This window comes from Mariprofundus micogutta (genome assembly GCF_001895085.1).
Taxonomy (GTDB): Bacteria; Pseudomonadota; Zetaproteobacteria; order Mariprofundales; family Mariprofundaceae; genus Mariprofundus; species Mariprofundus micogutta.
Genome location: NZ_BDFD01000002.1, coordinates 174638 through 194257, shown reverse-complemented (window position 1 = coordinate 194257; position 19620 = coordinate 174638). Strand labels below are relative to the sequence as shown.

Sequence of the window (19620 nt, the reverse complement as noted above, 5' to 3'; positions counted from 1 at the left end):
ATTGTTAGCTCGGGATTTTTACTCAAAAACCGGGCTATCATCGTATTCAACTTCGTCATCACATGGCAGGTCCATGAGAAAAGCTATCTCGGCATGCGCGATATGCGGATTCATTTGGGCATAACAACGCATGATTTTGCAAAGGTCCAGATCATCGTTAAACATAGTTCTCCTCCTGTTGAATCAGGTGGCAGAATAGGCTGGTCTTGTGTAAAACTGATGACATGTAAATGACAGTTCTGTGACAGCGTTATGCTTGATATCCGGAATGCTGTTGTCTGTGTCAGACCTGGCCTGTCCATATTAAATCATAATGGAAGATAAAGCCGCATTGTGAGATAATGACGGTCTCATTGCATATCTATCACAAACATACTCCCGAGGTGACACTTTGACAGAGCAAGCAGTTATAGATCTTGAACATAGTGATCTCTATCTGAATCGGGATATGAGTATACTGCAGTTCAATCGACGTGTATTTGAATTGGCTGCAGATACTTCATTACCACTTCTGGAAAGACTGCGTTTCCTGTGTATCAGCAGCACCAATATGGATGAGTTTTTTGAAGTGCGCGTGGCTGTGCAAAAACATCGTCTTGCCATGGGCTCCCTGTCTACTGCAGCGGATGGGTTAACTGCCGGAGAGATATTGTCTCAGGTTCGCGGCCGTGTGGAATCTCTGGTGGCAGACCAGTACAGACTGCTCAATGAAACTTTGCTGCCAGCATTGGAAGACGAAGGAGTCAGGATATTACGCCGCGCGGACTGGAATGAAGAGCAGGCCGCGTGGATTCGCCGCTTTTTCCGTCGTGAACTGTTACCGTTGTTAACCCCGATAGGCCTTGATCCGGCGCATCCTTTTCCGCGACTGCTGAGTAAGATTCTCAATTTTGTCGTATCTCTGGAAGGTAAGGATGCATTTGGCAGGGAGTCTCATTATGCCATTGTGCAGGCGCCGCGTTCGCTGCCACGTGTGATCAGGTTGCCGGATCAGATTGCAGGCTCTGAGCATGGTTTTGTCCTGCTCTCTTCGATTATTCATGCGCACGTTGGCGACTTTTTCCCCGGCATGGAAGCCAAAGCCTGCCATCAATTCCGCATCACCCGAAACAGTGGCCTGCTGGTGGATGAGGAAGATGTTGTCGATCTGAAACAGGCGGTTGCCGGTGAACTGCTGGAGCGCCGTTTCAGCAAGGAAGTGCGACTGGAGGTTTCACAACGATGTCCGCAGGAGCTGGTTGAATTTCTGCTGCATCAGTTTGCCCTGGAGCATAGCGATCTTTACCGCGTTGATGGTCTGGTAAATCTGTATCGTCTGGCGGCTATTTACGATGAGGTGGACAGGGCCGATCTTAAGTTCCCTGTGTTTGAGGCAGGTGTTCCGCAACAGCTTTGCGTCGAAAATCCCAACCTGTTTGAAATTATACAGCAGGGAGATGTCTTGCTGCACCATCCATTCCAGAGTTTCGCACCGGTAGTGGAATTGCTGAATCAGGCAGCAGCTGATCCTGATGTGCTGGTGATTAAACAGACAATGTATCGGGTGGTGCCGGATTCTCCTCTGGTCGATGCACTGGTGCGGGCTGCACGTGCGAATAAGGAAGTGGTAGCGGTTATTGAGTTGATGGCACGCTTCAATGAAGAGGAGAATATCGCTCTGGCTAATCGATTCTCGGCAGCCGGTGTGCAGGTGGTCTACGGTGTCGTGGGTTATAAAACGCATTGCAAGATGCTCATGGTGGTGCGTCGCGAGGGTAAGAAGCTGCGCCGTTATGTGCATTTAGGCACAGGCAACTACCACACGGTCACGAGTAGTTTTTATACTGATTTTGGTCTGCTTAGCTGTGATCCCGAGCTTGGAGAGGATGTACATAAATTGTTTCAGCAGTTGACCGGACTTGGTAAAGCCACGCGTCTGAAAGCGATGTTGTCGGCACCGTTCACTTTGCAGAAAGGACTTCTTGAGCGCATAGAACGTGAGACGGAAATTGCCAGAGCTGGTGGAGATGCCGGAATTCGGGCCAAGGTGAACGGGCTTGAAGAGCCTGAGATTATCAGGGCGCTCTATCGTGCTTCGCAGGCAGGTGTGAAAATCGATCTTGTTGTGCGTGGCATTTGCTGTTTGCGCCCCGGCATTGCCGGGGTTTCAGAGAATATTCGTATACGCTCAGTACTTGGTCGTTTCCTGGAGCACACACGTGTTTATTATTTCCATAATAGCGGTGAAAGCGAAGTGTTCTGTGCCAGTGCCGACTGGATGGGGCGCAATCTGCTCAGGCGGGTGGAAACCTGTTTCCCTGTTCGTGATGCCGTGTTGAAGAAAGAGGTGATTGCGCAGGGACTGACCCCGTATATGTCAGATAATACGGGAACATGGCAATTGAAAGCGGATGGTTCCTACCAGCGCGTGCAGAGTCGCACACAGTTGAAGAGTGCCCAGCTGATGCTCATGCAGAAGCTGGGAACGCTGAAAGAATAAAATCCGCTTCAGGGTGTCTGTTCGAGATCAATGTGCAGCTTCAGTCCGAAGGCCTCTTCAAAATAGTCTGCAGTCTGTAGCGCGGCCCAGCGCTCCAGTAACATATCACCACTGCCTTCCATATGCAGGGATGCAGTATCGGTTGATATCTTCAGGCTTAATCGACTGATTCTGTTACGCCGCTCCTTGTTCAGGGCAATGGCCAGACGCAACAGAGCGCTGAGTTGCCATAGTTTGAGTTGGGCACTTTTACTTAAAGCACAAAAGTCGGGGTGAGTGTCAGACGGCCAGGCTTTGCGCTGATAACGTACGAGTTCAGTCAGTAGCCCTTTTTCGTTATCGGTTAATCCGAGCAGGGGGGCAACCGAAATGAGATAGGCTGCATGGCGATGATGTCCACCCACACGCACATACATACCGATTTCATGCACCATGGCTGCCACTTCGAGCAAGAGTCTGTCGCGATGAGTCAGAGCATGTACATCACGGCTCTGATCAAACAGTACCAGGGCAAGGCCTGCCACTTCTTTGCCGTATTTCTGATCAACATGATATTTACTTTTCAGGCTGCGAGCCCAGGCAATCAGATTGCGGCGTTGTGAATGGAAGGTTTGCTCCTCTGAATCCAGCATATCGAGTACAATGCCATCGAGCAGGCTCGCATCCGGCATCACCATCTGTTTGGCACCAGCCAATTTCATGATTTCATGAAATACCATGGCTGCAGGCAGGATGACGTCAGCCCTGTCCGGCCTCAGACCAAGATCACGAATGCGCTCTTCAAAACTGAGTTTGGAGAGCTTTTTGATCAGTTGTTTCAGTTCTTTACGACTGATAGCGGACGCTGATTCGGTGTCGAGAATCTGAAAGGCCAGTTCACCAATTGCACCGGCATTGCCGCCGGTTGCTACACATAACTCGGCTTTGCGCGTACCAATCTGCTCACGCAGTTTTTTGCGCGTGCCGTCCAGATATTCTGATAGCAGGGTATTGAAGTCACCCTCTTTTCCGAGCATTTCCAGTAGTCGGACCGTGCCGATTTTAAAACTTTGGGCGGCAATCACTTCAGCTCTTTCACACAGCGTCACCTCTACACTGCCGCCACCCATATCGATGAGTACGGCAAATTTGTCATCCAGATCAACACGACGGGAAATCGAGTAGTGAACCAGACGTGCTTCTTCTTCACCGCTGATCAACTGAAGATCAATGCCGGTTTCATCAAAAATTCTTTTGGCCAGTATTTTACCGTTTCTGGAGTCGCGCATGGCACTGGTCGCAGTGGCACGAAATTTTACGATATGGTGCTGATCCAGAATGCGCCGGAACTGTTTGAATGCTTCAATGGCATCATCCATGGTCTGCGGACTGAACAGGCCGCTGGTGAAGGCATCATGACCCAGGCGGACCGGCTCTCTGTAGCGCTGAACCAGAGTAGGCGCACCATTGGCATCCTGCGTAGCGACACCGAGACGCATGGCATTAGAGCCGACATCAATCGCGGCAACGAGAGCGCTATGATCGGGCAGTGCATCATCTGCAATAAGGCTGACAAATTCCATCTGCTTATCATGACGTCTCTGTTTAAAAACCGCCATCAAATTTCTTTCCTGATGGTACAAATGGTCTTTAAATCCTGTATCTGTTATGTATAATGTAACGTCCTCAATAAGAGAGGAATATTGATATCGGGAGCAGGCAGTATGAATACGACGGCAACAGGTGAAGTGATTCCACTTGAAGGAACTCAGGAGGAGGGCAAGCCGGATTTACGATGTTTTGATGACCTTGCAGATAAACATGATCTGGATGATGCGAAGATCAAAAAAATATTGGGTAAACATCTGCAAGAGGAAGAACTCAAACCCTATCAGGCAGAATTAATTCGTCTGCAACAGCATCTGGAAGAGACAGGCAAGCGCATGATCATTCTGTATGAAGGCAGAGATGCGGCAGGCAAGGGCGGTACGATTCGTCGTGTTACACGGTATATGAATGAAAAACATTATCGCGTGATTGTGATGGGTAAGCCAACAGAGCGTCAGGCCAGTCAATGGTTTTTCCAGAAATATGTTTCCCAGTTTCCCCGTGGCGGTGAAATCGCCATGTTTGATCGCAGCTGGTACAACAGGGCTATGGTCGAGCCTGTATTCGGATTTTGTTCGGAAACAGAATACAAGAATTTTATGAAAGGTGTGACCGGCTTTGAAAAAGAGCTGGTGCGTCAGGGGACGATTCTTGTGAAGCTCTATTTCAGTGTAACCAAGGATGTGCAACTCAAACGTTTTGAACGCCGCCAGGGTGATCCGCTGCGTCAGTGGAAGCTTTCAGAAGTGGATATGCAGGCACAGGAACGTTGGGATGATTTCACCAATGTGAAATATGAGATGCTCAAGCGCACACACACCACATCAGCACCATGGACGGTGATCCGTTCGATGGATAAACACCTTTGCCGCCTGAATGCCATGAAGGTGATTCTTAATGCTGTTCATTATGAGAAGCATGACAAGGAACTCGATATTATCCCGGATGATAAAATCGTGATTTCAGGCGCACGTGAAATCGAGATTATGGAACGCCAGCGTCTGAAGAAGGGTAAATTCATCGGCTAAAAGGATATCTATGTCTGACGTATATTGCGCAGGGGGGTGTGCATGCTGAAAAACTCCCTGCGCAGAATCATTCTGCCAACGATATTTGTCATTCTGGCCTACGGTTTCTGGGCCAGCCCGGACTTCAAGGAGATATCTGCCGGTGTCGCCATCTTTCTGTTTGGTATGCTGGCACTGGAGGAGGGGTTCAGGGCTTTCACTGGTGGCATTCTTGAAAAAGTTCTCAAACGTACCACCGACCGGCTCTGGAAAAGTCTGAGCTTCGGCATTCTGACCACCACCATCATGCAATCCAGTTCACTGGTCAGTGTGATTGCAATTTCATTCTTGGGAGCAGGCCTGATCGGCCTGGCACAGGGCATAGGCATTATTTTCGGTGCCAATCTGGGTACTACAACCGGTGCATGGTTGGTGGCGGGCTTCGGTCTGAAAGTGAAAATATCCGCCTATGCCATGCCGATGCTGGTGTTCGGCGTGATTCTGATTTTCCAGAAATCGCGTCATCTCAAGGGCATAGGTTATGTGCTGGCAGGGCTTGGCTTCCTGTTTCTCGGTATTCATCACATGAAAGAGGGTTTTGAAGCATTCAAGGGTAGCTTCGATCTGGCAGCCTATGCTGTTGAGGGATATCCGGGACTGTTCCTGTTTACACTGATTGGTGTTGCGGCCACAGTGGTCATGCAGTCCAGTCATGCCACGTTGGTATTAATCATTACAGCTCTGGCGGCACAGCAGATTTCCTATGAAAATGCACTGGCACTGGCGATTGGCGCCAATGTCGGTACAACGATCACGGCCATACTTGGCTCACTGAGCTCCAATGAACAAGGTAAACGCCTGGCCGGTGCGCATCTGATTTTCAATGCTGTTACCGGTGTGATCGCCATATTGTTTATTCACCAGTTATTGGTGGCAGTGGACTTTATCAGTGAAGTAGTGGGTATTGATGCAGAGGATTTCACCCTCAAACTGGCTGTGTTCCATACACTGTTTAATCTGATCGGTATTATTGTCATGCTGCCGTTTGTAAATCGCCTTGTTATTTATCTGGAGCGCTTGATCAAGGCCGACAAGGAGCATTTTGCCAAACCGAAATATCTCAATGATTCAGCTCTTGAATTCGGTGATACTGCAATTGAAGCCATGCGGCAGGAAACCCTGAATATCTATGATAAAGCAACGGAAATAATTGCGCGTGGCTTGTCGCTGAATAAGCAGGATATTTTTTCAGGTGAGAAGCTCAAGGAGGTGATCAGGAAGCGGGCCAAGCCTGTCGATTATGATCTTGAAGACGCCTATGACCGCTATATCAAAACGCTCTATAGCGCATTGCTCGAATTCAGTTATCGCGTGCCGGCAGATATGAGCGAGCCGGGTCAGTTGGAAGATATCCGCAACTGCAATCAAATTATTATTCAGACATTAAAAGATGTGAAACATTTGCAGAAAAACATGTTGGGGTTTATTGCATCACTGAATCCGGATATGCGTGATGAATATAATCTTATTCGCCGTCGAATCGCCAAGGTATTGCGCAGACTGGAGAAGATTCGCCAGGGTGAGAAAACCCGGCTGACTTATGAAGCACTTGATGAGATGCTGGTAAAAAACAGTCAGGGTTTACACAGGCGGCTCGATGAATTGATTCGCAGCGGCCGCATAACGGCTGAGATGGCCATTTCATTAATGAATGACAGTCGCTACGCCTATCGCATTATCCGCAATCTGATCGAAATTAATCAACGTCTGGTCACCGCTGATAGAGCGATAAGTGAACAGGTGGAGGCAGGCATAGAAGTGACTACAGTGCAAAAACAGCTGCCGCTTTCGGAGTGAAGACTACAACGGGGTGACAGGCTCAGCTGGTTGCGTGTCTTATTGGTGTCACATATGTCACACAAATGTCATATTTGTCATATAGGCTTTTTTCAACTGACAGGAATAGTTGGGTGAAACAGTAAAAGGGAGTGAATATGGTTCGAAGAAGTCCGATTTCAAACATGTTTGCCGGTTCGCCGGTTAAGCCGCTGCAGGAACACATTGGTAAGGTTCACGAGTGTGTGAAAAAACTTGATCCTTTTTTCAAAGCCGTGATCGAAAAAGATTACGATCAGGTTGCTGTTTTGCAGAACGAGATTCATAAGTTGGAAGTAGAAGCCGATGATTTGAAACATAATCTTCGTCTGAGCCTGCCCAACTCCCTGTTTATGCCGATGCCGCGCGAGCGTATTCTGGATATCGTCACACATCAGGATCAGATGGCCAACAAGGTGAAAGAAGTCACCAGTGTAATCAGTGGCCGAAAAATGGAAGTGCCGGCGGAGCTTGCCGAGTTAATGGGTCTCTACGTGAGTCGCTGTATTGCGGCATCCCGGCAGGCCAAGCGGGTGATCAATGAACTCGATGAGTTGGTTGAAGTCGGTTTTCGCGGCCGTGAAGTCAGTAGTGTTGAAGAGATGGTCGATGACCTGGATAAAATCGAATATGAGACCGATAAGCTTGAAAGCCAGATCAACAATACCCTGTTTGTGATTGAGAAGGACCTTGAGCCGATTAATGTGATTTTCCTCTATCGCGTGATTAGAGGAATTGGCGAGGTGGCCGATATCGCACAGCGTGTAGGCGCCCGACTCGAACTGCTGCTGGCGAGATAAGGGGAGATATTCGTGGATATTCTTGTTGCAAATTCAACTGTATTAATTGGTATGGCCGTTGTATTCGGCCTGTTCATGGCCTGGGGTATTGGTGCGAATGACGTTGCCAATGCCATGGGTACTTCTGTGGGTTCCGGCGCGCTGACCTTCAAACAGGCGGTTATTATTGCTGCTGTATTCGAATGTGCGGGTGCGGTTCTTGCCGGCGGCGAAGTAACCAAAACCATCCGTAAGGGTATTGTCGATGTCTCATCATTAGGCAGTACGCCGGAGTTACTGGTTTACGGCATGCTGGCATCCCTGCTAGCAGCCGGTATCTGGCTGATGCTTGCTACCCGTATGGGGTGGCCTGTTTCCACTACGCACTCTATTGTTGGTGCCATTGTCGGTTTTGGTGCAGTGGGTATCGGCATGGAAGCTGTCATGTGGGGCAAGGTTGGCACCATCGCACTGAGCTGGGTCACTTCGCCGTTACTGGCAGGTGTGATTGCATTTGCACTGTTCAGAAGTATCCAGAAGCTGATTATTGACACTGAAGACCCGCTTGAGAAAGCGAAGAAATATGTGCCTTTCTATATCTTCCTGGTTGGCTTTATTATGGCCATGGTGACCTTGCTGAAGGGGCTGAAGCATGTGGGCGTAAAATTCCCGTTTGAGCAGAATATGCTCTATGCGACCATTATCGGCATCATTGTAGCCTTGATCGGTACAGTGATGATCAAACGACTGAAATTCACCAAGAAAGAAGATAAAAAGTTCCACTATACCAATATGGAAAAGATTTTTGGCGTATTGATGATCTTTACTGCAATCGCCATGGCTTTCGCACATGGTTCCAATGATGTAGCCAATGCGATTGGTCCGGTTGCTGCAGTGTACGGTGTTGTCAGTAGTGCAGGTGAGATTGTTGCCAAGTCTGCTACGCCTATCTGGATTCTGATGTTAGGTGGCGTTGGTATCGTGATTGGTCTGGCCACTTACGGTCATAAAGTGATTGCTACAGTGGGTTCCGGAATTACTGAACTGACACCAAGCCGTGGCTTTGCCGCCACACTGGGTGCAGCGACGACAGTAGTTGTTGCATCAGGAACAGGGCTTCCGATCTCAACCACGCATACACTGGTGGGTGCGGTACTCGGTGTTGGTCTGGCTCGTGGTATTGGTGCACTGAATATCGGCGTGATCCAGACCATCTTCCTGTCCTGGATTGTGACGCTGCCAGCTGGTGCAATTCTGTCGATTCTGTTTTTCTTCTTCTTTAAAGGCGCGTTCAGTTAAACAGAAAAAAGCGGTGAATTAAAAAAGGCAGGGGTCTTATAACCCCTGCCTTTTTGCATGTGGATTATCTTTCAGAGTTGCTCAGGTTTCATCCTGAAGTGTTCCATTGACCAATGCTGCTGCAGTTTCATGATCAACGTGACGAACCTCATGGCCTTTGACCATATAGATGACCATTTCAGCCACATTCACGGCATGATCCGCGATACGCTCCAAATCTCTGGCGATATTGGTAGCAATCAGGCCGGCACTAATCTGGCGAGGATCTTCCATCATATAGGTCAGGTACTCCCGCTGTATCGATTTGAATTTTTCATCGACTTTCTTGTCATTTTCAATGCATGTCATGGCTTCATCCAGATCACCTTTGGCAAAGGCATCGAGCGCCTCTTTCAACTGATCCAGGACCAGATCGGAAAGTGATTGTAGGGAAGAGATCTGCGTCAGTGGATGATCACCGGTTTTCAGCATGTTTTCAGCAATATCTTCGGCCAGGTCTCCCATGCGTTCCAGATCCGTAACCACCTTGATGGTGGTCATGACAAAACGCAGATCACTCGCAGCAGGCTGACGCAGGGCCAGCATGGTGCGCGTCATTTCGTCAATCTCTATTTCCAGCGCATTAATGGCATGATCGCGTTCGATTACCTTGTGTGCACGCTTGGCATCCTGTTTGATCAGCGAGTTCATCGAACGCTTGGTGGCTTTTTCAACCAGACCACCCATGGCCAGCACCTTGGCCTTGAGTTCACTCAGTTCGTCTTCAAAACGTTTTACAGTATGTTCATTCATGTCAGGTCCCTTATCCGAAACGGCCGGTAATGTAATCTTCAGTTTTCTGATTGGCAGGCGCCGTGAAAATCGTGTGGGTATCAGCATATTCGATCAGGTCACCCAGGTAAAAGTAAGCTGTGTAATCGGACACACGTGCAGCCTGTTGCATATTATGAGTAACAATGACGATGGTATATTCTTCTTTCAACTCATCCATCAGTTCTTCAATTTTGGCAGTGGCAATCGGGTCAAGGGCAGAGCAGGGCTCATCCATCAGGATAACCTTGGGTTTCACAGCAATGGTTCGGGCAATGCACAGTCGCTGCTGCTGACCGCCTGACAGGGCTGTACCGGGCTGCTGTAGCTTGTCTTTTACTTCATCCCAGATGCTGGCACGCCTGAGGGCACTCTCCACCAGTTCATCCATCTCAGGCCCATCTTTGACCATGCCGTGAATGCGCGGGGCATAGGCGATATTTTCATAAATGCTTTTCGGAAACGGATTGGGTTTCTGGAATACCATGCCGACATAGGAGCGTAGCTGAACCACATCCACGGATGGATCGTAAATATCCTGACCATTAAGCATGATCTTACCTTCAATGCGACATGAAGGAATGCGATCATTCATTCGATTGAGTGTGCGCAGAAAGGTGGATTTACCGCAACCGGACGGGCCGATAAATGCTGTCACTTTGCCTTTCTGAATATCCAGATTGATGCCATGCAGGGCTTCAAAGTCACCATACCATAGTTTCAGGTCACGGATCGTTAAGGTGTTTTCTACAGTTTCACTATTCATGATATCCTTACCAGGTGTTCTCGGAACGATTTCTAAACTTCACAGCGATGGCATTCAGACTCAATAGTACTGCGAGTAATACCATAATGCCTGCGGCTGTTCTCTCTTCAAAGGCGCGCAGTGATTCGGATGACCAGGTATAAATCTGGGCAGGTAGTACTGTCGTGGCTTCAAAGATGGATCCCGGTGCTTCGGGGATATATGCCATCATGCCTACAATCAGCAGCGGTGCAGTTTCGCCCATCGCCTGAGCAAGTCCGATGATTGAACCGGTCAGGATGCCGGGCATAGCTAATGGCAGCACATGATGCCAGACGACCTGCAGGTTGGATGCTCCCAACCCGTAAGCGGCTTCACGGATGGAGTCAGGCACAGCGCGCAGGGCAGCACGTGCGGCAATGATAATGACCGGTAGTGTCATCAGTGCCAGTGTCAGGCCACCGACAAGTGCGGAGCTTCTGGGCACACCCATGAAATTAATGAAGATCGCCAGACCCAGTAAGCCGTATAGAATGGATGGGATGGCAGCCAGGTTATTGATGTTGACCTCGATAATCTGGGTGAGACGGTTATCAGGGGCAAACTCTTCGAGGTAGATCGCTGTCATGACACCTATAGGTACGGCAAACAGCATGGTTAATAACAGAACCAGAACAGAACCGATGGCAGATGCAAGGATGCCGGCATTTTCAGGTAGTTTGGAGTCACCCTTACTGAAGAAGCCAGTGTTGAAAACAAGGCGAACTTTACCCTCATCCAGCATCTGCTTGACCAGTTTCTGATGTTTGGATTTCAGACGGTGTCCTTCATGCCCCTTAAGGAACTGATCCACCCGGTTTTCAGCCAGCACCCACTCCAGCCGATCTTCTCCGATCAGTTCAGGCTTGTCGCGCATCTGGTTTGGCACAAGGCGCAACCAGGTTTTACTGACCAGTCGCTTGTATTTCTTATCAACAGCTTTGTTATAGTTTTTCATGGTCGCTGCGTTGTAATGCACTTCGACCTGAATTTCAGCCTGTTGGAAGGCAGGCAGTCCTTTGCTTATGATATCGATAAAAAAGAAGACGAGGAATGCGAGAGCAAAGACAATGGCTGCAAAGCCATAAAACTTGAATCGCTTGTCGGCTCGGTCGCGCTTGCGTTTGCGGGCGTCGGCCTGGAAGTTTTCAGTAGTCATCTTAATCGTACCTCTGTTTGAATTTACGTACGACAATATTTGAAACAATATTCAGTATCAGTGTGATCAGTAGTAGCACAAATCCAAGTGCGAAAGCCGACTGAGTGAAGGCGGAATCAAACTCCTGATCACCAGTCAATGCCTCCACAATTTTTACAGTCACGGTGGTAATACCTTCCAGCGGATTGGCAGTCAGGTTTGGCCTGAGGCCAGCGGCCATCACAACAATCATGGTTTCACCGATGGCACGGGATGTAGCCAGAAGAAAAGCGGCCACGATGCCGGGCATGGCTGCCGGCAAAACAATATGGCGGATGGTTTCAGCTTTGGTTGTGCCCAATGCCATGGAGCCGTCTCGCAATCCTTGCGGTACAGCCTTGATTACATCATCGGATAGCGAAGATACGAACGGAATGATCATCACCCCCATAATCAGACCCGGCGCGAGTGCATTGGTATAATCGGCTTGCAAACCCAGTGCATGGGCTGCATTTACAATCATCGGGCTGATCGTGATGGCTGCAAAAAAGCCGTAAACCACAGTTGGTATACCGGCCAGAATCTCCAGCATGGGTTTGAGTCTGCCACGCGCTGCATGTGAGGCGTATTCTGACATATATATGGCTGAAAACAGGCCAACTGGCACAGCAACAAACATAGCGATGGTTGTGATCATGAAAGTGCCGGCAAAGATTGGTACTGCACCGAATGCCGGTGGTGCCATACCTGCTGTGTCGCGGCCCGCACCGATCAGGAATGCCGTATCGGGCTCCCATTTGGTTCCGGTAATGAAATCCCAGAATGAGATGACCTGAAAGAAGTTTATAGATTCAAAAACTACTGACAGCACAATGCCGAGCGTGGTCAGAATGGAGATGCTGGCGGAAACAATGAGCAGGCCCGTTGTAACTTTTTCAACTTTTTCACGTGCTCTGAAGTCCGCCTTGATATGGCTGAGTCCATACCAGAGTCCCAGACCACCAATAGTGAACATGGTACCAAGCAGCATTGGTGCAGGAATGGAGAATACACCGAACATGTGGATGAAGCTGAAAAGAAGGCCGCTGAGCATGGCAGGCATGGCCAGCCAGATAACGGCATACCAGCCATAATAACCGGGAAGAGAGTGCAGGCGTGAACCATCCTGTTCTGTACCCAGTGCTTTAGAGCGTGCAACCATATAAGCCGTGATACCGAGAGGGATCAGACCACCAAAAAGCCAGAAAAACAGATCAGAATATATCATTAATTGCCTGTAGTGATTTTATTTTAAAGCATTCATCCCTGAGGATGGGGGGGAGTATAGGAAGAAGTGTGACAAGTTGATGACAAAGGTGACAGCTGTGCAAAAAAAAGCAGGCCGGGTAACCCGGCCTGCTCCTTCTTACGAAATAAAGAGGTATTATTTCTTGAGGTCTTCAGGTTTCAGATTGGTCAGACTTGCTGCCTGAGTACGGTATTTCGCACGCATTTCTTCCGGTAGGGCGATCAGGCCGATGTCAGTGCATGCACCGTCATCACCGATCATCTGCTCGGATGTGAACAGCTTGATGTACTCTTTCATGCCAGGCACTTTGTCCATGTGAGACTTCTTGATATAGAAGTACAGTGAACGAGACAGTTTGTATGAACCGTCCTGAACCGCTTCAGGTGATGGGGCAATACCTTTAACAGTTGCAGCTGCGATACGGTCAGAGTTTTCAGCCAGATATGAGTAACCGAAGATACCCAGTGCATCTGCATCTTTGGTCAGCTTCTGTACAATCAGGTTATCATTTTCACCGGATGGAACATAAACGCCGTCCTGACGCACTTCATGATATTTCTTGTACTTTTTGTTGGCTTTTTTGTCTGCTTTATACAGCTTGGTATAAACATCCATCTTTTTGGCCACAGCTTTCATGGTCAGGTCTTCAAATGCATCACGGGTACCCGATGAAGTTGGAGGGCCGTAGAAAGTGATTTTACGGTGTGGCAGGCTGGCATCGATTTCGTTCCAGAAGTGGTATGGGTTGGCAATCAGTGCAGTGCCTTCTTTGTTTGGTACTTCTGCAGCAACAGCCAGAAGAATCTGCTTGCGAGTCAGGTTCAGTGGTGCTGTGTCTTTGCTCTGTGCCAGGGCGATGCCGTCATAACCAACAACAACTTCAGTGATATATTTAACGCCATTTTCCTGACATTTTTTATACTCTTTGGCTTTCATGCGACGTGAAGCATTGGTGATATCAGGGGTGTCCATGCCGTTACCAGCGCAGAACAGTTTCATGCCGCCACCGGAGCCGGTGGATTCAACGACGGGTGTTTTGAATTTGGTGGTGGCACCGAGCTCTTCAGCTACATAGCTGGAGAACGGGTATACGGTAGATGAACCTACGATATGGATCTGTTCGCTGGCTTGTGCAACGTTCGCGGCAACAAGCAGGGCAACGGCAGATAAAATAATCTTCTTCATGCTTTTCTCCTATTAGATTGAAGGTGTTAAGATAAAAAAACCGGCCGGACCAAGTCCGACCGGTTATACTCTTTTGCTTACAGTTTGATCTGAGAGTAAAGACCCCAGCGGAAGTCCTTATCAGTAACTGCAGAGTTGCCACCACGGTTTTTCAGCTTGGATGAGTCAACAACAGCAGCAAAAGTGATGTTCTTGATAGGGCTGTATTCCAGGCCAGCAACGAAACGGTCGATTTTTTCTTTGGTTGGGGTTACTACGCCGCCACTTGTTTTCTGGTTCTTCAAGTTTTCAAAGCGACCGAATGCGCCAATCTGAGTGCCGGGAATCTTGGCCCAGCCCCAAACTGCATAACCGGTAGATTTCACTTCATCACCAGCAAGTGCTGTTGTGAAACCGGAACTGGTGTTGCCACCATGTGAAGATGAAGCTGTGGCAGACTTGGCTTTATCTTTGTTTACCATGTAGTTGGCACCCAAACGGAACTCTTTCGTGCCGTAAGAGATCATAGCCTGAGTCAGGTCAGATTTTACGCCAAGAGTTTTTACATTGTTAATGTTTTTGCGAGTGCCTTTGTATCCGGAATTGAAACCGAAGTCGATGTCCAGCCCCTTGATTGGGTGAATGCCGACACGGGCGCCATACTGACCAGCTTCAGTGCCGGAAGTAGGGTTGCCTTTGCCGTAACCTGTACCGTTAGTGGCAGTCACAAAGTAATCAACCATCCCATCAGCCAGTTTACCTTTCAGACCAAAGCCCAGATCAGCAGAAGTATCAAATTTATAGGTGTCGGACATTACTTTTGCAACATAACGGTGTTTCCAAAGGCCCTGCTCATAGTCGATCCATGGGGTGTGAGACTGACCCAAACGCATTACAGCAGCCTTACCAGCCAGTTTACCTTCTACATATGCATATTTCAGATAAATATTCTGGTCTTTACCTAGAGCGGCTTCATTACCCATATCGGTAGTCAGACGCATCATCCAGTCGTTGTTGAAGTAGTATTTAGCAGTAAAGTAGGCACGGTCAATATGTGTACCGGTAGTTTTAGTCTTTACGCTGGTTCCTGTAGTAACGCGGTCATCTGTCTGATAAAAGCTGTTCGCGTAAATCAGCGCTTCGATTTTCAGTTTGCTCTCGCCATCGTCGTATACGCTTACGCCGCCCGCGATCGCCGGGGTTGCAAATGCCATCGTGGCAAGCGCTGCAATAGTTCTAATTGTAGCTTTCAAGTTGTTCTCCTGTGTTTATTCAAAACGAGTCCCTATATCTGGGTTGCGGCGAACATTAGGAGAGCTGTATGACAGCATCATGTCATCAATGTGACAGCAAGATGACATTGATGAGTTGTATGAATGAATTAGCTAATTCAAGAATAAAAAAAAGGGCCTGCAAACATGCAGGCCCTATCAGTAAGGATTCAGATGCTTACAGTTTTACCTCGGAGTAGAGACCGAAGCGAATATCTTTACGTGAGTTGGCGGTTACACCACCACGGTTTGTCAGCTTATTCGAGTCTGCCACAAGTGCAAACCTTACACCTTTGATTTCAGTGTATTCGATACCGCCCATGAAACGGGTCATCTTCTCTTTAGTAACCCCGCCATTGAGCTTGTTGTTCATATTTTCAAAACGACCGAAGACGCCAAAATTAGCTGGAAGCTTGGCCCATGCCCACAGACCGTATGCATTTGATTTAACCTGATCGCCTGCAACCAGAGTGTTGAAGTTATAACCACTGCTTACAGCACCACCATGGTGAATGCTTACAGTTGTAGCTCCATTAGCTTTATCTTTGTTTGCAATATAGTTGCCGCCAATGCGGAAGTCACTGGTGCCATAAGAAACCATAGCCTGCATCAAAGTGGTTTTGATGCCTTTGGTTACAGAGGTACGGGTGCCACGATTACCATCGCGGAACTGGAAGTCCAGAGTGAGGCCTTCAACAGGATAGATGCCGATGCGTGCATTCAGATCAATGCGTGCAGTGCGCCGTGCATTTGCATATCCTGAGCCATTGGTCTCAGTAATGAAATACTTAATCATGCCATCAGCCAGGGTGCCTTTCAGGCCAAGGCCCAGATCAAAAGAATCATCGAATTTGTATCGGTCTGTCATCACCTGAGAAGCGTAGCGGTGTTTCCACAATCCCTGTTCGTAATCGATCCAGGGTGTATGTGACTGACCAACACGTAACACAGCTGCATCACCAAGAAGTTTGCCTTCAACATAAGCTGCTTTCAGGAATACATTCTGTTTTTTGCCTGCCAGACTCTGATCATTACCGGCATCAAGGGTGATGCGCATCATCCAGTCTTCGTTGAAGAAATATTTGGCAGTGAAGTATGCGCGGTCGACTGCCAGACCTGCAGTTTTGGTCGTCGTGGTACCAGCTGCCGTGATGGTGTCAGCCTTCTGCGAGTAACTGTTAAGGTAAAGCAGAGCTTCGAGTTTCAGTTTGCTGTCGCCGTCTTCAGCAACAGTTACGCCGCCAGCCATAGCTGGTGTTGCGAATGCCAGCATTGCAGCCGCAGCAACGGTTTTGATGGTGTTTCTCATGTTTTTCTCCCGGTGTCTTGATAAAAAAATACTCAGGTCATATATGCATGCCTGAAATAAAAACATCCTGTTTTTTTGGAAATGTCATCCCCTTGTCATAAAGGCGCGCGATTATGCCCTTATTTATAGTAGGAGGAAATAGATAAATATGAATCTTGATCAACATTGTGCGATCGAAGCATGTATGGCTGTTGACCCTCTTTATACCCGCTTTCGTGGCATGCCTGTGTGTCAGGAACTTCAGGATGATGAATGCATGATGTTGTATTCATCTTTTGATCTGCATCATATAAAGGCAGGAACATTGATTTATAAGGCGCATAGCCCGACAGACAGCACAATGCGTCTGATTCTGAAAGGGACTGTAAACGTAACAAATCCGGACTCAGGCATTGATACGACACTGGCGGCTGGAGAGATGTTCGGACTATTTTCCTTCCTTGATAATGAGCGATTGCACACGGCAAGCTTGATTGCACTGAGTGATGTGACACTACTTTCGATCAATCGCCACTATTTTAATTTGATTACCATCGAGAATCCTTCGCTGGGCAATCTGTTGCTTCGATTTATGTTCCGCCTTCTGACCAGAATGTCGCTAAAAATGGAGCATGAATATGTCTCTGTACAACAGTATATGGCAGAAAGGGGAGTCTGATGCTTGAGGTGAATCGCAGATACTCTCAGTATCAAGCATTAATGAAAGGTGATAAAGAGAGCCAGATGGATAATGCTGATATTCTGATCATTGAAGATGAGGCGCCGATTGCACGATTGATCGCGTTACATCTCCATGCTGCAGGATACTCTACCTATATTTGTGAAGATGGTGATGCCGCACTGGCTGCACTGCGCGATAGTGACTGGAAACTGCTGGTGCTTGATCGCATGTTGCCGGGAACCAGCGGCATGAAGATTCTGCGCTGGGTTAAAAGTTCCTCTGCCCATGTTCATATTCCGGTTCTCATGGTTACAGCGCTGGGCATGTCGAGCGAACGTGTACAGGGCTTGAATGATGGAGCGGATGACTATCTGCCCAAACCCTTCGAACCGGATGAACTGGTAGCCCGGGCAAATGCTCTGCTGCGGCGTAGTCGGGTGGTGGAAACCGGAACGACTGATTTCAGTTGCATTGAACTGGATCCTGATGTGCCTGTGGTCTTTGAAGGTGACAAGCGTGTTGAATTGCGTCCGCTGGAATACAAGTTATTGAAAATTCTTATGCACAAACCGGGCAAAACGCGTGATCGCGAATATCTGCTTGACCATGTCTGGGGTCGTGATGTGTTTGTCGAAGCCCGGACTGTGGATGTGACAGTGAAACGTTTGCGCAAGGCTATGAAAGAACTCGGCAGAGAGAGTTGTATAGAAACAGTGCGTAGCATGGGCTATCGCTTTGTGAGTCCCAAAGAATGACAGCTGGCTGGATCTTACTGATCCTTGGCATTCTGATATTCTGGTTTTTTCAGTCACGCAGCAAGAATGAACAACTGCGTCAGTACAAAACTGAAGTTCGTAGATTACAGGAATCCCGTGGAGGCCTGGAGAAGACAGTTGCAACCCATGGCCGTCGCCTTGATGTTCTGTTCTCAGCCGTGAATGAAGTGGTCATGCGTGTTGATCACACAGGCAGGATATTGTCTGCAAATACTATCGCCAGCAAACGGTTTGCTATGCATCGTCAGCACGAACTACCACAATCGATGTTGCTGTTTTATCGTGACCCTGATTGGCATAAGGCATTCAGTTCGGCACTGAAACGGCTGCCTGAACCATCAAGCCTGCCTGATATGGATGTGGATGGACGCAAACTGTCGCCGCGGCTCGCACCCCTGGGCAGTGATCAGGCACTACTATTGTGCGTTGATATGACGGAAACATACAAGCTCGAAGCCCAGCGTCGCACATTTCTCTCCAATCTGATGCATGATTTGAAAACGCCGTTGACCTCCTTGCTGGGTTACGCCCGCAGTATGGACAAATTCGGGGATGATGAAGATTTTCGCCAGGAGGCTGCTCAGGTCATTGCTGATGAAGCCAAACATGTGAATCACCTGCTTGATGCGCTGCTGACACTGGATCAGATCGAGTTTTCGGCCAGGGAAGATGATGTATGCTGTAAGGCTGAAGATGTGCTGCAGCAGGTTTGCGATATGTTGATGCCACGTTGCCGGGACAATGATATCGAACTATTGTGCAATATTGATTCAAGCGGAATTATCCTGGCTCTTCAGGATGATGAATTAGAGCGGGTCGTAACCAACCTGTTGGTGAATGCAGTGAACCATGCTCCGCAGTGCAGTCAGGTGCAGCTTCGCTTGATTCCAGCAGGGCAAACCGCCTCCATTGTGATTGAAGATCAGGGTAGTGGCATCCCTGAAAAGGAGCTTTCCCGGGTGACAGAACGCTTTTATCGTGTTGATAAAGCCAGAACCCGTAAGGACGGCGGTCATGGCCTGGGTCTATCTATTGTCAAAGAGCTGGTTGAGAAAAATGATGGCCAGCTGCAGCTCTCCAACATCGAGCCTCATGGCTTACGCGCTGAAATCAAACTGCCTGTCATGCTTACTGATAAAGTATAAGCATTGCTTGATCAGCCCTCGGTACTGCAAGAGGCTATGCATGCGCGCTCATATCCCTTTACAGTATTCCAATACCACTCGAGTCATCGTTGAAAGAGATCAATTAGCGGATGATTTCATTTTAGTTTGAGCACAAGAGTGCAAGAGGGATTCCAGAGAAGAGGTCATCTGCTCTAATACCCTCTCTTTTAACTCTCCTCCCATATAATGGGCCATAAAGTGGTAATATTTAAAAGTGTCTGGTTTCT

17 protein-coding genes are annotated in these 19620 nt (G+C 48.3%); 8 read left to right on the top strand and 9 right to left on the bottom strand.

Going from position 1 to position 19620, the window contains the following annotated elements:
• Positions 1-18 precede the first annotated feature (18 nt).
• Positions 19-165, bottom strand: coding sequence for a hypothetical protein (locus MMIC_RS12670; RefSeq protein WP_171966434.1), 147 nt, complete (start codon positions 163-165; stop codon positions 19-21).
• 226 nt (positions 166-391) lie between these two features.
• Here MMIC_RS12670 and ppk1 point away from each other — a divergent pair, with 226 nt between their 5' ends.
• Positions 392-2479, top strand: coding sequence for a polyphosphate kinase 1 (gene ppk1, locus MMIC_RS02205; RefSeq protein ID WP_072658678.1), 2088 nt, complete (start codon positions 392-394; stop codon positions 2477-2479).
• A gap of 8 nt (positions 2480-2487) precedes the next feature.
• On the opposite strand, the gene MMIC_RS02200 is transcribed toward ppk1, so the two are convergent.
• Positions 2488-4077 (bottom strand): Ppx/GppA phosphatase family protein, encoded by a 1590-nt coding sequence (locus tag MMIC_RS02200; protein ID WP_227819304.1) that lies wholly within the window; start codon positions 4075-4077, stop codon positions 2488-2490.
• Positions 4078-4182: 105 nt separating this feature from the next.
• On the opposite strand from MMIC_RS02200, the gene ppk2 reads away from it, so the two are divergent.
• The 4 genes from ppk2 to MMIC_RS02180 all read left to right on the top strand — a co-directional run bounded on the left by ppk2 (position 4183) and on the right by MMIC_RS02180 (position 9026).
• Positions 4183-5094 carry a polyphosphate kinase 2 gene (ppk2, locus tag MMIC_RS02195; protein ID WP_083530395.1) on the top strand — a complete coding sequence of 304 codons (912 nt, stop codon included), beginning with the start codon at positions 4183-4185 and terminating at the stop codon, positions 5092-5094.
• Between the two features lie 42 nt (positions 5095-5136).
• Positions 5137-6930, top strand: a complete 1794-nt coding sequence (locus tag MMIC_RS02190; RefSeq protein WP_072658676.1) for a Na/Pi cotransporter family protein — start codon at positions 5137-5139, stop codon at positions 6928-6930.
• 137 nt (positions 6931-7067) lie between these two features.
• Positions 7068-7748, top strand: coding sequence for a TIGR00153 family protein (locus MMIC_RS02185; protein ID WP_072658675.1), 681 nt, complete (start codon positions 7068-7070; stop codon positions 7746-7748).
• Positions 7749-7760: 12 nt separating this feature from the next.
• Positions 7761-9026: an inorganic phosphate transporter gene (locus tag MMIC_RS02180; RefSeq protein ID WP_072658674.1), complete on the top strand. Its 1266-nt coding sequence runs from the start codon at positions 7761-7763 to the stop codon at positions 9024-9026.
• Positions 9027-9107: 81 nt separating this feature from the next.
• On the opposite strand, the gene phoU is transcribed toward MMIC_RS02180, so the two are convergent.
• The 7 genes from phoU to MMIC_RS02145 all read right to left on the bottom strand — a co-directional run bounded on the left by phoU (position 9108) and on the right by MMIC_RS02145 (position 16790).
• A complete protein-coding gene (gene phoU, locus MMIC_RS02175) occupies positions 9108-9818 on the bottom strand; it encodes a phosphate signaling complex protein PhoU (protein WP_072658673.1) in 711 nt (236 codons plus the stop codon).
• Between the two features lie 10 nt (positions 9819-9828).
• Complete coding sequence (gene pstB, locus MMIC_RS02170) at positions 9829-10602, bottom strand: phosphate ABC transporter ATP-binding protein PstB (RefSeq protein ID WP_072658672.1); 774 nt, start codon at positions 10600-10602, stop codon at positions 9829-9831.
• A 7-nt stretch (positions 10603-10609) separates the two neighbouring features.
• Positions 10610-11779 (bottom strand): phosphate ABC transporter permease PstA, encoded by a 1170-nt coding sequence (gene pstA, locus MMIC_RS02165; protein WP_072658671.1) that lies wholly within the window; start codon positions 11777-11779, stop codon positions 10610-10612.
• A 1-nt stretch (position 11780) separates the two neighbouring features.
• Positions 11781-13025, bottom strand: a complete 1245-nt coding sequence (gene pstC, locus MMIC_RS02160; RefSeq protein ID WP_072658670.1) for a phosphate ABC transporter permease subunit PstC — start codon at positions 13023-13025, stop codon at positions 11781-11783.
• Positions 13026-13181: 156 nt separating this feature from the next.
• Positions 13182-14231 carry a PstS family phosphate ABC transporter substrate-binding protein gene (locus tag MMIC_RS02155; protein WP_072658669.1) on the bottom strand — a complete coding sequence of 350 codons (1050 nt, stop codon included), beginning with the start codon at positions 14229-14231 and terminating at the stop codon, positions 13182-13184.
• A 77-nt stretch (positions 14232-14308) separates the two neighbouring features.
• Entirely contained in the window at positions 14309-15463 is a 1155-nt protein-coding gene (locus tag MMIC_RS02150; RefSeq protein WP_072658668.1) for a putative porin, read from the bottom strand.
• 196 nt (positions 15464-15659) lie between these two features.
• Positions 15660-16790: a hypothetical protein gene (locus MMIC_RS02145; RefSeq protein ID WP_072658667.1), complete on the bottom strand. Its 1131-nt coding sequence runs from the start codon at positions 16788-16790 to the stop codon at positions 15660-15662.
• A gap of 148 nt (positions 16791-16938) precedes the next feature.
• On the opposite strand from MMIC_RS02145, the gene MMIC_RS02140 reads away from it, so the two are divergent.
• The 3 genes from MMIC_RS02140 to MMIC_RS02130 are packed head-to-tail and all read left to right on the top strand — an operon-like array spanning position 16939 to position 19372.
• On the top strand, positions 16939-17448 hold the full coding sequence (locus MMIC_RS02140; protein WP_072658666.1) for a Crp/Fnr family transcriptional regulator: 510 nt from the start codon (positions 16939-16941) through the stop codon (positions 17446-17448).
• A complete protein-coding gene (locus MMIC_RS02135) occupies positions 17448-18206 on the top strand; it encodes a winged helix-turn-helix domain-containing protein (RefSeq protein WP_083530394.1) in 759 nt (252 codons plus the stop codon). The genes MMIC_RS02140 and MMIC_RS02135 overlap by 1 nt, the downstream gene beginning before the upstream one ends.
• Positions 18203-19372 carry a sensor histidine kinase gene (locus tag MMIC_RS02130; protein ID WP_072658665.1) on the top strand — a complete coding sequence of 390 codons (1170 nt, stop codon included), beginning with the start codon at positions 18203-18205 and terminating at the stop codon, positions 19370-19372. The genes MMIC_RS02135 and MMIC_RS02130 overlap by 4 nt, the downstream gene beginning before the upstream one ends.
• Positions 19373-19620 lie beyond the last annotated feature (248 nt).

Bases quoted from the DNA above. Each gene is read 5' to 3' on its own strand.
- MMIC_RS02130 (WP_072658665.1), top strand. From the start codon at position 18,203: ATGACAGCTGGCTGGATCTTACTGATCCTTGGCATTCTGATATTCTGG.
- phoU (WP_072658673.1), bottom strand. From the start codon at position 9,818: ATGAATGAACATACTGTAAAACGTTTTGAAGACGAACTGAGTGAACTC.
- MMIC_RS02200 (WP_227819304.1), bottom strand. From the start codon at position 4,077: ATGGCGGTTTTTAAACAGAGACGTCATGATAAGCAGATGGAATTTGTC.
- MMIC_RS12670 (WP_171966434.1), bottom strand. From the start codon at position 165: ATGTTTAACGATGATCTGGACCTTTGCAAAATCATGCGTTGTTATGCC.
- ppk2 (WP_083530395.1), top strand. From the start codon at position 4,183: ATGAATACGACGGCAACAGGTGAAGTGATTCCACTTGAAGGAACTCAG.
- pstB (WP_072658672.1), bottom strand. From the start codon at position 10,602: ATGAATAGTGAAACTGTAGAAAACACCTTAACGATCCGTGACCTGAAA.
- MMIC_RS02155 (WP_072658669.1), bottom strand. From the start codon at position 14,231: ATGAAGAAGATTATTTTATCTGCCGTTGCCCTGCTTGTTGCCGCGAAC.
- MMIC_RS02140 (WP_072658666.1), top strand. From the start codon at position 16,939: ATGAATCTTGATCAACATTGTGCGATCGAAGCATGTATGGCTGTTGAC.
- MMIC_RS02185 (WP_072658675.1), top strand. From the start codon at position 7,068: ATGGTTCGAAGAAGTCCGATTTCAAACATGTTTGCCGGTTCGCCGGTT.
- MMIC_RS02190 (WP_072658676.1), top strand. From the start codon at position 5,137: ATGCTGAAAAACTCCCTGCGCAGAATCATTCTGCCAACGATATTTGTC.
- MMIC_RS02145 (WP_072658667.1), bottom strand. From the start codon at position 16,790: ATGAGAAACACCATCAAAACCGTTGCTGCGGCTGCAATGCTGGCATTC.
- MMIC_RS02135 (WP_083530394.1), top strand. From the start codon at position 17,448: ATGCTTGAGGTGAATCGCAGATACTCTCAGTATCAAGCATTAATGAAA.
- pstA (WP_072658671.1), bottom strand. From the start codon at position 11,779: ATGACTACTGAAAACTTCCAGGCCGACGCCCGCAAACGCAAGCGCGAC.
- pstC (WP_072658670.1), bottom strand. From the start codon at position 13,025: ATGATATATTCTGATCTGTTTTTCTGGCTTTTTGGTGGTCTGATCCCT.